11 protein-coding genes are annotated in these 14,977 nt (G+C 71.3%); 4 read left to right on the forward strand and 7 right to left on the reverse strand.

Annotated elements, in window-relative coordinates; translation table 11 throughout:
• Positions 1-245: 245 nt before the first annotated feature.
• Positions 246-2,459 carry a transglycosylase domain-containing protein gene (locus ABZ567_RS07905; protein ID WP_360785781.1) on the forward strand — a complete coding sequence of 738 codons (2,214 nt, stop codon included), beginning with the start codon at positions 246-248 and terminating at the stop codon, positions 2,457-2,459.
• Positions 2,460-2,549: 90 nt separating this feature from the next.
• On the opposite strand, the gene ABZ567_RS07910 is transcribed toward ABZ567_RS07905, so the two are convergent.
• The 3 genes from ABZ567_RS07910 to ABZ567_RS07920 form a co-directional block, all read right to left on the reverse strand.
• Positions 2,550-4,529, reverse strand: coding sequence for a SpoIIE family protein phosphatase (locus tag ABZ567_RS07910; protein ID WP_360785783.1), 1,980 nt, complete (start codon positions 4,527-4,529; stop codon positions 2,550-2,552).
• A gap of 332 nt (positions 4,530-4,861) precedes the next feature.
• Complete coding sequence (locus ABZ567_RS07915) at positions 4,862-5,527, reverse strand: DUF402 domain-containing protein (protein ID WP_360785785.1); 666 nt, start codon at positions 5,525-5,527, stop codon at positions 4,862-4,864.
• A gap of 105 nt (positions 5,528-5,632) precedes the next feature.
• Positions 5,633-7,033, reverse strand: a complete 1,401-nt coding sequence (locus tag ABZ567_RS07920; RefSeq protein ID WP_360785787.1) for a class II fumarate hydratase — start codon at positions 7,031-7,033, stop codon at positions 5,633-5,635.
• Positions 7,034-7,174: 141 nt separating this feature from the next.
• On the opposite strand from ABZ567_RS07920, the gene ABZ567_RS07925 reads away from it, so the two are divergent.
• Entirely contained in the window at positions 7,175-8,704 is a 1,530-nt protein-coding gene (locus ABZ567_RS07925; protein WP_360785789.1) for a ricin-type beta-trefoil lectin domain protein, read from the forward strand.
• 86 nt (positions 8,705-8,790) lie between these two features.
• Here the strand turns inward: ABZ567_RS07925 and ABZ567_RS07930 are convergent, their stop codons facing one another.
• From ABZ567_RS07930 to ABZ567_RS07940, 3 genes are all read right to left on the reverse strand, one after another.
• Complete coding sequence (locus ABZ567_RS07930; RefSeq protein WP_360785791.1) at positions 8,791-9,450, reverse strand: lipoprotein; 660 nt, start codon at positions 9,448-9,450, stop codon at positions 8,791-8,793.
• A gap of 133 nt (positions 9,451-9,583) precedes the next feature.
• Positions 9,584-10,234, reverse strand: a complete 651-nt coding sequence (locus tag ABZ567_RS07935) for an HAD family acid phosphatase (protein ID WP_360785793.1) — start codon at positions 10,232-10,234, stop codon at positions 9,584-9,586.
• A gap of 203 nt (positions 10,235-10,437) precedes the next feature.
• Complete coding sequence (locus ABZ567_RS07940) at positions 10,438-12,135, reverse strand: fumarate hydratase (protein ID WP_360785795.1); 1,698 nt, start codon at positions 12,133-12,135, stop codon at positions 10,438-10,440.
• Between the two features lie 181 nt (positions 12,136-12,316).
• Between ABZ567_RS07940 and ABZ567_RS07945 the strand changes: the two genes are divergently transcribed.
• Complete coding sequence (locus ABZ567_RS07945; RefSeq protein ID WP_360785797.1) at positions 12,317-13,033, forward strand: DUF1707 domain-containing protein; 717 nt, start codon at positions 12,317-12,319, stop codon at positions 13,031-13,033.
• A 149-nt stretch (positions 13,034-13,182) separates the two neighbouring features.
• Positions 13,183-13,554: a WhiB family transcriptional regulator gene (locus ABZ567_RS07950; RefSeq protein ID WP_360785799.1), complete on the forward strand. Its 372-nt coding sequence runs from the start codon at positions 13,183-13,185 to the stop codon at positions 13,552-13,554.
• A gap of 290 nt (positions 13,555-13,844) precedes the next feature.
• On the opposite strand, the gene glpX is transcribed toward ABZ567_RS07950, so the two are convergent.
• Positions 13,845-14,876 (reverse strand): class II fructose-bisphosphatase, encoded by a 1,032-nt coding sequence (glpX, locus tag ABZ567_RS07955; RefSeq protein ID WP_360785801.1) that lies wholly within the window; start codon positions 14,874-14,876, stop codon positions 13,845-13,847.
• Positions 14,877-14,977: the final 101 nt, after the last annotated feature.

Below are 14,977 nucleotides of genomic sequence, written 5' to 3' on the forward strand. Positions count from 1 at the left end.
ACGGTGTGTATACGCACGATGTATAGCGACCTTCTCCAAGTGGAAGGCCCCCTTCACGCAACCATCCGGCCTGCTGGGGCGTCGGTTCCTCTGGGCATGGGTGCTGATTCTCACGTCCGCAAAAGGCGCGATCGGCTCTCCTTTGTCCGCATCGTCGGTGTTAGCTGGCTAGCTGAGCCGACCCGGCGCGGGCGGACACGGACCGGGACGCGCCGGGACACACGACGAGCGGAGCGACACGACACATGGGCCGACCGGACAAGAGCACGGCGAAGAAGCGCGGTCTGCGCCGCCTGTTCTCCTGGAAGAAGCTCCTGGGCACGTTCTTCGTGTTCTGCCTGCTCGCCATGGGCGCCCTGTACGTCGTCTACGTGATGGTCCCGGTGCCGAGCGCCAACGCCGAGGCGACGATGCAGAGCAACATCTACAAGTACTCCAACGGCAAGATCCTCGGCCGCACCGGCCAGATAAACCGGGAGATCGTCGGCCTGGAGAAGATCCCCCAGGGGGTCCAGAAGGCGTTCGTCGCCGCGGAGAACAAGACGTTCTACGAGGACAACGGCGTCGACATCAAGGGCACCACCCGCGCCGCCTGGTCCACCATCACCGGCAAGGGCAAGCAGGGTGGCTCGACCATCACCCAGCAGTACGTCAAGAACTACTACCTGAGCCAGGACCAGACCGCGACGCGCAAGCTCAAGGAAATGGTCATCGCCATCAAGGTCGACCGGCAGACCGAGAAGAGCGACATCCTCGCCGGGTACATGAACACCAGCTACTACGGGCGCAGCGCCTACGGCATCCAGGCCGCCGCACGCTCGTACTACGGCGTCGACGCCACCCGGCTCACCACCGCCCAGGGCGCCTACCTGGCCTCGCTGCTCCAGGCGCCCAACCAGTACGACTGGACGTCCGCGAGCGCCACCGGCCGCAAGCTCGTCGAGGAGCGCTGGAACTACGTCCTCGACAACATGGTCGGCGAGGGCTGGCTCCCCGCGGACGAGCGCGCCGCCATGAAGTTCCCCGTCCCGCAGAAGCCGAAGCCCGCCCCCGGCATGGAGGGCCAGACCGGCTACATCATCGAGGCCGCCAACCAGGAACTGATGCGCCAGGGCATCAGCGAGGAGGACATCAAGGCCGGCGGCTGGACGATCACCCTCAACATCGACGAGAAGAAGCAGAAGGCCCTCGTCAAGGCCGTCGACCGGCAGCTGGAGGCCAAGCTCGACCGCAAGGGCGACAAGAAGGACGCCACGGTCCAGGCCGGCGCCACCTCCGTCGACCCGAAGACGGGCGCGGTCGTCGCGATGTACGGCGGCGTCGGAGCCACCGAGCACTGGACGTCCAACGCGACCCGCCGCGACTACCAGCCCGCCTCCACCTTCAAGCCGATCGTCCTCGCCGCCGCCGTCGACACCGGCGCGGACACCCAGGACGGACGCGAGATCGGCCTCGGCACGATCTACGACGGCACCAGCAAGCGCAAGGTCGTCGGCAGCGACATCCCCTTCGCGCCCGAGAACGAGGACGACCGCAGCTACGGCCCCGTCACCGTCCAGAGGGCCACCGCCAGCTCCATCAACTCGGTCTACGCCCAGATGATCGTCGACGTCGGCCCGGGCACCACCAAGAAGACCGCCGTCGCCCTCGGCATGAAGGACGGCGCGGACTTCGGCGAGACCCCCGCCATGTCCCTCGGCACCATGGGCGCCTCGACCCTCGACATGGCCGGCGTCTACGCCACCCTCGACAACCACGGCAAGAAGGTCACCCCGACCCTCGTGAAGGCCGCCGCGCACAAGGACCGGGTGGCCGAACCCGTGAAGTCCGTCGGCGAGCAGGTCATCAGCCGCGAGGCCGCCGACACCGTCACCAAGGCCATGCAGGGCGTCGTGCGCGACGGTTCCGGCTTCCGCGCCGCCGGTGACTACGAGGCCGCGGGCAAGACCGGCACCTCCGAGAACAACCGTTCCGCCTGGTTCGTCGGCTACACCCCCGAACTCGTCACCGCGGTCGCCCTCTTCGGCGAGGACGCCAAGGGCAACCAGGTCACCCTCACCGACACCATCGAACAGGGCCGCGCCAACGGCGGCCGCAGGCCGGCCCAGATCTGGGGCGACTACACCACCAGCGCCCTCGGCGGCGGTTCCGACGCCTCCTTCGACCTGGAGACGGACAGCTCGACCCCGGTCGAGCCGGACCCCGAGCCCACCAGGACGACCGAGGCGCCCGAGGAGCCCACCCGGGAGCCGACCACGCCGTCCCCCGACCCGACGGCGCCGCCGGCCACGACGGCCACCACGCCGCCGGAGCCGACGCGGGACCCGGTCACCACGCCGCCCGAGCCCACCGGGAAGCCGACCGGCACCGACGAGCCCTCCCCGCCGCCGTCGATCGAGCCGCCGGACCCCGGCGGCACCGAACCCGAGGACGGGCCCATCACCCGCCCGACGCGCTGAGACACGACGAAGGCCGGACCTCCCGAGGGGTCCGGCCTTCGCCGTTGTCCGGTGCGCGCGGGCCGGAACGGGCGTCCGGTGCGCGCGGGATCAGTTCGGGGTGGCCAGTTCGAACCAGACGACCTTGCCGCCCGACAGTCGGGTCGCCCCCCACCGTCGCGCGAGCCGGTTCACCAGGAACAGGCCACGCCCGCCCTCGTCGGTGTCGCGCGCCCGCCGCTGCCGGGGCAGCTGCGGCGAGTCGTCGCCGACCTCGCAGCGCAGTACGTCCGTCCGCAGGAGCCGCAGGGTCACCGGCCGCTCCGCGTACCGCACGGCGTTCGTCACGACCTCGCTGATGAGCAGCTCGACCGAGTCCGTCAGCTCCTCCAGGTCCCAGCGGGCGAGCGCACGCCGGGCGAGCCGCCGGGCCCGCCCCGGGGCCGCGTCCTCCGGCTCCAGGAACCAGTACGCCACGTCGCTCGGCGCGATCCCGTCGAACCGGGCCGCGAGCAGGGCGATGTCGTCGTCCCGGTCACCGGGGCCCAGCATGTCCAGGACGTCGTCGCAGAGCGCCTCGAGGGGCGGCGAGTGGTCCGGGCCCGTGAGCTGGGCCGTCGCCGCGAGACGCTCCCGCAGCTGCTCGATGCCGGTCCACACGTCCCGCAGCCGGGACTCCACCAGGCCGTCCGTGTAGAGCAGCAGCGTGGCACCCGCGGGCGCGTCCAGCTCGACCGCCTCGAAGTCCACCCCGCCCACCCCGATGGGGGCGCCGGGCGGCACCCGCAGCACCTCGGCGCGGCCGCCGAGGTGGAGCAGTATCGGCGGCGGATGGCCCGCGTTGGCGATGGTGATCCGGTGCGAGACCGGGTCGTACACCGCGTACAAGCAGGTCGCCATCCGGTTCTCGCCGAGCCGCTGCGCCTGCTCGTCCAGGTGGTGCAGGACCTCCTGCGGCGGCAGGTCGAGCCCGGCCAGGGTCTGCGCGGTGGTGCGCAGCTGGCCCATGATCGCCGCCGAGGTCATGGAGTGGCCCATGACGTCACCGACGACCAGGGCGACCCGGCTGCCGGGCAGCGGGATCGCGTCGTACCAGTCGCCGCCCACCCGGGCCGTCTCCGCGGCCGGCAGATAGCGCGAGGCGAGCTTGACCCCGGTCGGCTGCGGCAGCGAGTCCGGCAGCATCGTCCGCTGGAGTTCGTCCGCGATGTACGCCTCACGCCCGTAGAGCACGGCCTTGTCGATGCCGAGCGCGGTGTGCGTCGCCAACTGCGCCGCGACGAGCAGGTCGTTCGGCTCGAAACCGGCCCGCTCGGGGCGCCGCAGGAACACGGCCGCGCCGATCACCCGGCGCCGGCCGCGCAGCGGGGCGAGGACCGCCCGCAGGCCGCCGGGCAGCGGATGCTCGGGACCGAGCAGCTCGGTCAGCGCGGTCCTGGCGGCGGCGGAGTCGCCGAACACCGGCCGGACCCCGCGCAGTACCTCGGCGAGCGCCCCGCCCGACCGCACCTCGCAGAGTTCGGCCGCGGGGGTCGGGTCCGGATCGGGTACGAGGACGAGCTCCTCGCCCTCCAGATCGCTTAACCGCAGCCGGTCCGTGCGGCGCAGCCGCAGGATGAACGGCGCCACCGGGCGCTCGTCGCCCACCGGCAGCGGGTCGCGGAGGTAGACCAGGATCTCGTCGGAGAAGGTCGGCACGGTGGCCCGGCACAGGCCGAGCACGATCTCGTCCAGGTCGATGCCGCGGGCGATGCGCCGGGTCGCCGCCCCGACGAACCGCAGCCGGTCGCCCTCGCGCCGGGCGGCGGTGTCACCGCCCCGTAGCCCGCCCTGGGGCTGCGGGGACACGGCGACGGCGACGGCGCCGGGGCCGCCGGGTGTGCCGACGGCCGGGGGCGCCACCGGCGTCACCGGCGTCACCGATCCGCCGCCGGTCAGCGGCGTGTCCGGCCCTGGGGCCTTCGGCCCGCCCGCCTGGGCGGGCACCTCGGAGGGCAGGCCGGCCGCCGCCTCCTGGCGAGGGCGCGCGCGTTCCTGCGGCCGGGCAGCCAGGGGCTGCCGGCCTTCGTGGGAGGTGGGATGCTCCGTCACGCGTGGGATTCCGTCCGTCCGGGCCGGTAGTGCGATGCACTCGCTCTTCTCGCCGATGCCGCGCCTTCGGCGGGGATAAACCCCTTGTGTGCGGCGGATGTGGAGGCTCCGCGAGTCGCGGCTACGGCAGGGGGCGCGACACCCGGGCAGACGTCCGGCACTGCTCTCCCCTTCGTGGATGACTTCTGGTCAGTTCCTGTGCTGTGCTCGGCCCCTGGCGGGCCGTCCGGTGGGTCTGACAGGACATCGGGTCGTTCTGACGTGCCGTTCGTTCCGCTTCTGCCGTGCGGAGGACGATCCTACGTTTGAACCCCGGGGGCGCATCAAGGGTCTCACGGTGCCGTGTGCGCGGGAGTCCGGTCCCAGTCGGCCGGCAGCTCCGGGACCCGCCAGGCCGGATCGGGCCGCCAGTCCTCCCAGCCGTCCGCGAACGGCGCCCCCCACGCGGTGATCCGGTCCACCGCCCGCCGCCCTGCCTCCCGCACCCGCGCGGCCTGCGCCGGGCTCATCAGGCCGGACCGCTGGGCCTGCGCGAACTCGTCCTCGTCCCGCCACAGCCAGCTGCGGTCGGGGTAGACGGAGATGTCGAGGAAATGGTCCTCGGAGTCGACGCCGCCGGACCACCGGACCCGCGGCTCCTCCAGGTTCACGTACCAGCTGCGGAAGCGCCAGCCGCGCTCCCAGAACAGCCAGACCGACCACGGCTCGCCCGGCCGCGCCAGCTTGAGCACGCCGCTGCCGAACCACCGCGCGCGCTCCGTGGTGCGCGCGGCGGTGTAGCGGGTGGCGAGCGGCTCCTCGTGCACGGGCGTGCCGTCCAGGAGCACGGGACGGACGCACTCGGTGCCGGGCGCCATCCAGACGGCGAGCAGCTCGGGCGTGTCCCGCACGACCGTCACCGGTCGGCAGATGTGCACCGCTCCGGTGCCGTTGCCGCGGTAGCGCCAGAGGACGTGGTCCCCCGGCGCCCAGTGCTGGGAGGCGCCCGATCCTGTCATGCGCAGATCTTAGGGGCGCGCTCCCACCACCGCTGCGGTACAGATCACGGATGAGTCAGCTACCGGCCGGTCACCACGGGCCCGGCACGGTCCGCACGGGTGGCTTTACGGGCGGGTCATCCGCAGCACGTCCAGCGCCTCGTCCAGCTGCTCGACCGTGAGGTCGCCGCGCTCCACGTACCCGGACTCGATGACCACCTCGCGGATGGTCTTCCGCTCGGCGAGGGACCTCTTGGCGACCTTGGCGGCCTCCTCGTACCCGATGTACTTGTTCAGCGGGGTGACCACGGACGGCGAGGACTCGGCGTACTCCCGCGCCCGCTCGACGTTGGCGGTGATCCCGTCCACCGTGCGGTCGGCGAGCAGCCGGGACGCGTTGGCGAGCAGCCGCACCGACTCCAGGAGGTTCTTGGCCATCACCGGCAGCATGACGTTGAGCTCGAAGTTCCCGGCCGCGCCCGCCACGGCCACGGTGGTGTCGTTTCCGGTCACCTGCGCGGCGACCATGAGGACCGCCTCGGGGATCACCGGGTTGACCTTGCCGGGCATGATCGACGAACCGGGCTGGAGGTCGGGGAGGTTGATCTCGGCGAGGCCGGTGCGGGGTCCGCTGGCCATCCAGCGCAGATCGTTGGCGATCTTGGTGAGCGAGACGGCGACCGTACGGAGCTGGCCGGACGTCTCCACCAGGGCGTCACGGGCGCCCTGCGCCTCGAAGTGGTCGCGGGCCTCGGTCAGCGGCAGGCCGGTCGCGCGGGCCACCTCCGCGATGACGGCCGCGGAGAACCCGGCCGGCGTGTTGATGCCGGTGCCGACCGCCGTACCGCCGAGGGGGAGTTCGGCGAGCCGGGGAAGGGCGGCGCGGAGCCGCTCGACGCCGTACCTGACCTGGGCCGTGTAGCCGCCGAACTCCTGGCCGAGGGTGACCGGCGTGGCGTCCATCAGGTGGGTACGGCCCGACTTCACCACCGTCGCGAATTCGGCCGATTTTCGCTCAAGGGCGGCGGCCAGATGATCGAGGGCGGGGATCAGGTCGTGGAGGACGGCGCCGGTGGCCGCGATGTGGATGGACGAGGGGAACACGTCGTTGGAGGACTGCGAGGCGTTCACGTGGTCGTTGGGGTGGACCTCGCGGCCTTCGGGGAGCCGCTCGGTGGCGAGGGTGGCGATCACCTCGTTGGTGTTCATGTTGGACGAGGTGCCCGAGCCGGTCTGGAAGACGTCCACCGGGAAGTGCTCGTCCCAGCGCCCGTCGGCGACCTCCTCCGCCGCGGCGGCGATGGCCTCCGCGCGGTCCCGGTCGATCACGCCGAGGTGCGCGTTGACCTGGGCGGCGGCGGCCTTGATCCGGGCCAGGGCCTCGATGTGGGCGCGCTCGAGGCGCTGGCCCGAGACGGGGAAGTTCTCCACCGCGCGCTGGGTCTGGGCCCGCCACTTGGCGTGCGCGGGGACCCGTACCTCGCCCATGGAGTCGTGCTCGATCCGGTAGTGCTCGGAGTCGTTCATTTCCTCAGCTTTCTGCACCGTGCCCGTCGGGGGCGGTCCCCGAACCCCCCGAAAAAGATGAGCACTTGTCTTGTTCGATGTATTCCCAACCGGCGTACCGGCCAGTAAAAACCGTGGGTAACCCCACTTCCAGGAGGCGCAATGACGCGCACCAGGTACAGACTCCGCTGGCCCATCGCCGTCGTCACCGCGGCCGCCGCCGCACTCGGCACGATGACCGCCGCCACCCCGGCCGGCGCGACCGGGTCGGAGGCGGCCGCCGCGGTCGCCTCCGTACCGCTCCCGGCCGAGCTGGAGGCGATCCGGGCCGCCGAGGCCACCAGGATCTACGGCAGCCCCGAGGAACGCCCGCTCGCTCAGCGCAGGACCGGCCTGATCTCGCTCGGCGACAGCGAGATCTCCGGCGAGGGCGTCGGCACCTACGAGCCCCCCACCAACGGCCCCACCAACTGGTGCCACCGCTCGCCCGACGCCGCCATCCACCGCACCGGGATCCCCGCCGACCTCACCTTCAACGTGTCCTGCTCCGGCGCGTACACCGGAAACATCAAGGCCGGCGGTTCGAAGCAGTACGCCGACGAACTCGTCCAGAGCGACAACCTCGCCATCAAGGCGCGCAACACCCGCATCAAGATGGTCCTGCTCGTCGCCGGCGCCAACGACGACCTCCAGTTCGGGCCCGTGATGACCGACTGCGTCACGCGCTACCTCACCCTGCAGGGACCCTGCGAGCCGAAGTACGCCCCCGGCTGGCAGGCCCGCGTCGACGGACTCGTCCCCAAGGTCGAGCAGACCGTACGCGACCTCAAGGGCGTCATGCGCGACGCCGGGTACGCCGACGGCGACTACAAGCTCGTCCTCATGGGCTACCCCAGCCCCATCGGCCCCGACTTCCACGACAACCCCTCCTTCCCCGGCAAGCTCGTCTGTGGAGGCCTCGGCTACGACTCCGACACCGTCTGGGGCCGCAACACCGCCGTCCCCGCCTTCGAACGCGGCATGCGCGCGGCCGCCGCCTCCACCGGAGCCGTCTACCTCGACAACTCACGCCTCTTCCACGGCCACGAGGTCTGCATGGAGGACCCCTGGGCCCGCGGTCTCTACATCGACCTCTCCAAGCCCGGGACCCCCGACGAGAACTCGGTCCGCCAGTCCTTCCACCCCAACGCGCGGGGGCACGCCGCCTTCGCGTCCTGCCTCACCCAGATCTACGACTCCGGTGTCCGCGAGGCCAGTTGCGCCGACGTGAACTCCACGGGCAGGCCGACGCTCTTCCCGCTCGCCTGGGACGACGCGTACAAGCCGCTGAGGAACGCGGCGACCGGCGACTGCCTCGACGTGGACGGCGCCCGGAGCGCCAACGGCACCCGGGTCTTCGGCTGGGACTGCCACGGCGGCCGCAACCAGCTCTGGTGGTACGACTCCGCCCGCCAGACCGTCCACACCGGGCTCACCCAGGACCGCTGCCTTGACGTGCCCAGCACCTCCTACCCGGCGGGCACGGCGCTCATCGTCTGGAACTGCCACGGCGCCGCCAACCAGACGTTCGTCCGTGACGGCGCCACGATCCGGCCCGCAGCCGCGACCGGCCTCTGCCTCACGCTGAGCGCGGCGAAGCAGCAGGTCCGGCTGCAGAACTGCGACGGCTCCGCCGCGCAGAAGTTCGCCTGACCCCACCCGGCAGGGGAAGCCGTGGCCCCCGTCCGACCCGGACGGGGGCCACGGCCCTGCGCGGAGGTCCACCCCCCCCCGCGCGCTCAGAGCACCTTGAGCGTCGTACGGGCCAGCTCGTACGCCGGGAGCATCTCCCGGTGCTCCTCGGTGTCGAACCCGCCGAGATGCACGATCACCGTCCCCTTCGGCGTCGCGACGGCGAAGGCCCGCTCCTCCTTCGACTCCTCCATGAACTCGTTGTGGACCGTGTACGTCACCTCGGTGACCGGCAGCGCGCCGGCCGTGGTCGTCCTGTACACGGTCTTCGAGACGTTCCGCTCACCCTTCACGAACCCTTCGAGGGCGGTCCGAGCGGGACCCTTCCCGGCCGTCCACACCCGCAGGAAGCCGATGTGCCCGGCCGGCTTCGCGTCCACCTCGCAGCGCACGATGGCCGGTCCCTGGCGCATCAGCACCGCGAACTCGGGATCCTCGGGGGCCCTGACCGCCTGCGGCTCCCACTCCGCCGCCAGCGCGAAGGAGACGGGCAGCGCGCACGCCGTCCCCGGACCGCCGACCCTCGCCCGCGAAGCCGCCGCGACGGCCGGTGCCGTCGTGGCGGGGGCCGCCGAGGCCGGAGCGGCCGACGGCGGCGCGCCCGGCGTCCCACCGGGCAGCGGCTCCGCACCGCCGCAGCCGGTGAGCAGCAGCCCCGTCGCCAGTGCGGCGGTGAGCGGGGCCAGGGTCCGTATCGGGTGTCTCATGCGCGTCAGCGTAGCTCCGGACCGGAGTCGCGCCGGGCCCACGGACGGGCGGGGCGGGGGCGCGGCTCGGGACGGCGTGACGGGCGGCCCGGGCGGCGTGACCTGCACCGCGCAGGAGCGCGGTGGGAGAGGGTCAGGAGAGCTTGCCGCCGTAGTCCGGGAGCTTGAAGGTCCGCTCGGCGTGACCGCCGACCAGGTCGGTGGTGTTGTTGCCGATGTTCGCGATGATCGTGTAGCCCTTGGCCTCGATCTCCGCGCGCTTCGCCGTCTTGTACGCGCCGACCTCGCCGAACAGATCGGGCAGGGAGCGCACGTACAGACCGTCGACGGGGTAGCCGGCCTGCTTCAGGTTCCAGTCCGTGAGGGAGTGGAGGATGCCGGGGCGCGCGGTGACGAAGAAGACGTCCACCCCGCGCGCGTGGGCGCCGTCGACGAGGTCGCGGACGTCCGCGATGGCCGGGGTCGGCAGCTCCCAGAACGGGTGGAAGTCCGTCTCCAGGGAGCTGTTGTCGATGTCGAGGACGATCGCCTGCTTCTCGCGGCCGGCGTCCTCGGAGCGCTCCTCGATGTACGGGCGGGCCTCGGCGACGACGGCTGCCACGTCCCGCCGCCAGGTCGCGTAGTCGACGTCCTTGACGGCGGCGGTAGAGGTGATGTGGGTGTCGGGATCGGCCGCCGAGGCCGTGGGCGCGGGCCCGACGACGAGGAACGCGGTCAGGGCGAGTGCGCCCGTGGTTCCGGCGGCGGCGCGCCTGCGCGGGGAGTGGGGGGTGGAGGAGGGCATGGGGGGCTCCCGAGTGGTCGACCGGCTCAGTGGTTGACATGCTCGCGACCCATACTGACCAGTAGGCGACGGGAGGGCTACCGGTCGGTAGCGACTTTCTGAGCGAAGGACGAAGAACGGCGAAGCCCCCGTTCCCAGGAGAATCCTCAGAAACGGGGGCTTCGTCGCAGCGCTACGGGACCGACGGCCGTCGGCGCGGAACACTACGAGAGCTGCGAACCCCGGCGCACCGGAATGTGCGTGAAGGTCGGCTCGGGGGCCGGGTCCTGGAAGAAGTCGTTGCCCTTGTCGTCCACGACGATGAACGCCGGGAAGTCCTCGACCTCGATCTTCCAGACCGCCTCCATGCCGAGCTCCTCGTACTCGACGACCTCGACCTTCTTGATGCAGTCCTGCGCCAGCCGCGCCGCCGGGCCGCCGATCGAGCCCAGGTAGAAGCCGCCGTGGCTGCCGCATGCGTTCGTGACCTGCTGCGAGCGGTTGCCCTTGGCCAGCATCACCTTCGAGCCGCCCGCCGCCTGGAACTGCTCGACGTAACTGTCCATCCGGCCCGCCGTCGTCGGACCGAAGGAACCGGAGGCGTACCCCTCGGGCGTCTTCGCGGGGCCCGCGTAGTAGACCGGGTGGTCCTTCAGGTACTGCGGCATCTCCTCGCCCGCGTCAAGGCGCTCCTTGATCTTGGCGTGCGCGATGTCGCGGGCCACGACCAGCGGGCCGCTGAGGGACAGCCGGGTCTTGACCGGGTACTTGGTCAGCTCCGCGAGGATCTCGTCCATCGGCTGGTTGAGGTCGATCGTCACGACGTCGGAGGCCTCGTCGAGGCCCGCGGCGGAGCCGCTGTTCAGCTCGGTGTCGGTCGTCTCCGGCAGGAACCGCGCCGGGTCCGTCTCCAGCTGTTCCAGGAAGACGCCCTCGGCGGTGATCTTCGCGACCGCCTGGCGGTCGGCCGAGCAGGAGACGGCGATCGCGACGGGCAGCGAGGCGCCGTGGCGGGGCAGCCGGACCACACGGACGTCGTGGCAGAAGTACTTGCCGCCGAACTGCGCGCCGATGCCGATCCTCTGCGTCAGCTCGAAGACCTTCTCCTCCAGCTCCTTGTCACGGAAGCCGTGGCCCGTCTCGGCCGAACCCTCGCTCGGCAGCTCGTCCAGGTAGTGCGCGGAGGCGTACTTCGCGGTCTTCAGCGCGAACTCGGCGCTCGTGCCGCCGACGACGATCGCCAGGTGGTACGGCGGGCAGGCCGCCGTGCCGAGCGAACGGATCTTCTCCTCCAGGAACCTCATCATGCTCGCCTCGTTGAGGACGGCCTTCGTCTCCTGGTAGAGGAAGGACTTGTTGGCGGAGCCGCCGCCCTTGGCCATGAAGAGGAACTTGTACGCGCCGCCGTCGGTCGCGTACAGCTCGATCTGCGCGGGCAGGTTCGAGCCGGTGTTCTTCTCCTCCCACATGGTGACGGGGGCCATCTGCGAGTACCGCAGGTTGAGCTTGGTGTACGCGTCGTAGATGCCCTTCGACAGGGCCTCCTCGTCACGGCCCCGCGTCAGCACGTTCTGGCCGCGCTTGCCCATGACGATGGCCGTACCGGTGTCCTGGCACATGGGGAGGACCCCGGCGGCGGCGATGTTGGCGTTCTTCAAAAGGTCGAGCGCGACGAACTTGTCGTTGCCCGACGCCTCAGGGTCGTCGATGATCCGGCGCAGCTGCGCCAGGTGGGCCGGGCGGAGGAAGTGCTGGATGTCGTGGATCGCCTCGGCGGCCAGCAGGCGCAGCGCTTCCGGCTCCACCGTGAGGAACGTACGGCCGTCGGCCTCGAAGGTGGAGACACCTTCGGCGGTCACCAGGCGGTAGGGCGTGGTGTCCTCTCCCAGGGGGAGCAGATCGGAGTACGCAAACTCTGGCATGGGGGCCATTCCTCACTCGGCAAGACGGCGCACCGCCTCCGTTGGCCGTGCGCCCTCCAGCGTAGAACGCTGTCCGGGCCCCGTTCCTGTGAGGTAGGGCTCACTTGCGACGGGGACCGCGCCGGAGTGTCGCGGCCCCGCCCCCTGGTCGCGATCTATCGCGTTTCGCTAGGCTGGCTCCGTGGACCTCGAAAAGCAGCCGGAACCCGCGTCCGAAGCCGTGCCCGAAAAGCAGCCGCAGCGGCCGGCCACTCCCGCCGAGACCGAATTCGCCGATCCGCGGGGCTCGTTGAGGGCCTCGGACGCGGACCGCGACCGGATCGCGGACATCCTCAGGGACGCCCTCGCCGAGGGGCGGCTCGACCCCGAGGAGCACTCGGACCGGATCGACGCGGTCTACCGGGCCAAGACGGTGGGTGAGCTGCAGCCGATCGTCCGCGACCTGCCGTCGACGGGGACCCGGCAGGAGTCCGAGTCCGCATACGCCTACGGGCCCGACGAGCAGGACGGCGCCGCCGACAGCCTCGTCGCGATCTTCTCCAGCACGACCCGCAAGGGCCGCTGGCGCGTGGGCCGCAGGACGAACGCGTTCGCACTCTTCGGGAACATCGAGATCGACCTGACCGAGGCGATCTTCGCCCAGCGGCTCACCACCATCAACGCCACCTCGATCTTCGGCAACGTCGAGGTGCGGGTCCCGGAGAACATCAGCCTGCGCGGCAACGGCAGCGGGGTCTTCGGCAACTTCGAGGTCGTGACCCTGGAGGGCGCAGACCCGCAGGCCCCGGTCGTCGTCATCAACGGCTACTCGGTCTTCGGGAACGTGGAGGCGCGGCCCAAGCGCGGCAAGTGGATCACCGACCTCCAGGGCAAGCTGCGCAAGCATCTCGGCCACTGACCCCGCGCCGACTCCCTTGGGAGTGACCGGAATTCGCCCTCACGTGTCCGCAGAACGGAACGGCAGGGCACGCAGTGCATAGGCGCGCGCACAGCGGGTAGGGCTGCTGCATCGCCGCTCGCTCGCGAAGTCGTCGTCAGGAGTAGACCGTGCTGCAACCGCCGCATCAGCCCCTCCAGGTCGCCGCCGTCCCCCCTCAGCGCGTCCCTGCCCGGGAGGACGAGGCCGGTCCTTGGCACGCGGAGGCGGTGTGCCGCCGGGACGAGGCCGGACTCTTCTTCGCCCCCTCCAAGGAGCCGACCGCAGCGCGGCTCGCGCGCGAGGCGGCGGCGAAGCGGGTCTGCGGGCGCTGCCCGGTGATGGTCGAGTGCCGCGAGCACGCCCTGCTCCAGCCCGAGCCGTACGGGGTGTGGGGCGGGCTGACGGCGGCGGAGCGCCGCGTCGCCCTGGCCCGGCGCCGGCGGCGTGAGGTGGAGTTGAGGAAGGCGACCGCGAGCGAGCAGGTGGCCCAGGCCGGCTGACGCGGACTTAGGGCGGGCCGGCACGGACTTCGGGCCGGCGCCGGACTGACACGGACTTCGGGGCCGGCCGATGCGGACTTCGGGCGAGCGTGGACCGGGGCGGACTTCGGGTCGCGCACCGACACGGGCCGGCGCGCACCGACACGGACCAGGACGAACCGACGCGGACACCCCCTCGTTCCGTACGGGAAAGGGCGCCCCCACCGCACATGGGGGGCGCCCTCTTCTCGTACCGTCGGCTCAGCGCGCCTCGGTTCCCGCGGGTCCGGGTCGGCTCCCGCCGGTTCCGGTCAGTTCGCGCGATCGAAGTCGATCTTGCTGTACGCGCGCAGCTTCGACAGCCGGTGCGTGGAGTCGATCTGGCGGATCGTGCCGGACTTCGAGCGCATGACGAGCGACTGCGTGGTCGCCGTCTCGGCGCGGTAGCGGACCCCGCGCAGCAGCTCGCCGTCGGTGATGCCGGTCGCGACGAAGAAGACGTTGTCGCCGCCGACCAGGTCGTTCGTGGAGAGGACCCGGTCCAGGTCGTGGCCCGCGTCGAGCGCCTTCTGCCGCTCGGCCTCGTCCTTCGGCCACAGCTTGCCCTGGATCACGCCGCCGAGGCACTTGATGGCGCAGGCGGAGATGATGCCCTCCGGCGTGCCGCCGACGCCCATGAGCAGGTCGACACCGGTGCCCTCGCGGACGGCCATGATCGAACCGGCGACGTCGCCGTCCGAGATGAACTTGATCCGGGCCCCGGTCTCGCGGATCTCCTTGACGATGCCCTCGTGACGGGGGCGGTCCAGGATCATGACCGTGATGTCCTCGGGCGAGGAGTTCTTCGCCTTGGCGACCCGGCGGATGTTGACCGAGACGGGGGCGTTGATGTCGACGAAGTCGGCGGCCTCGGGTCCGGTGACCAGCTTGTCCATGTAGAAGACCGCGGACGGGTCGAACATGGTGCCGCGGTCGGCGGCGGCCAGGACGGCGATCGCGTTCGGCATGCCCTTGGCGTTGAGCGTGGTGCCGTCGATCGGGTCGACGGCGATGTCGACCTCGGCGCCGGTGCCGTCGCCGACCCGCTCGCCGTTGAAGAGCATGGGGGCTTCGTCCTTCTCGCCCTCGCCGATGACGACCACGCCGTTCATCGAGACGGTGGAGATCAGGGTCCGCATGGCGTTGACCGCCGCGCCGTCCGCGCCGATCTTGTCGCCGCGGCCGACCCAGCGGCCCGCGGCCATGGCGGCGGCCTCGGTGACGCGTACCAGCTCGAGGGCGAGGTTGCGGTCGGGGGCCTCGGGAGAGACGACAAGCTCGGGCGGCAGATGATGCTCGGTCATCGGAGCGCACCTTTCTGTACGGCGACGGCCGGATAAAAGAGGGTGCTGCGACTCTATCGGTACGTCGACAAAATGAGCAGAGGGGTCCACGTATGAGCACG

Source organism: Streptomyces sp. NPDC016459, from assembly GCF_040632845.1.
Lineage (GTDB): Bacteria > Actinomycetota > Actinomycetes > Streptomycetales > Streptomycetaceae > Streptomyces.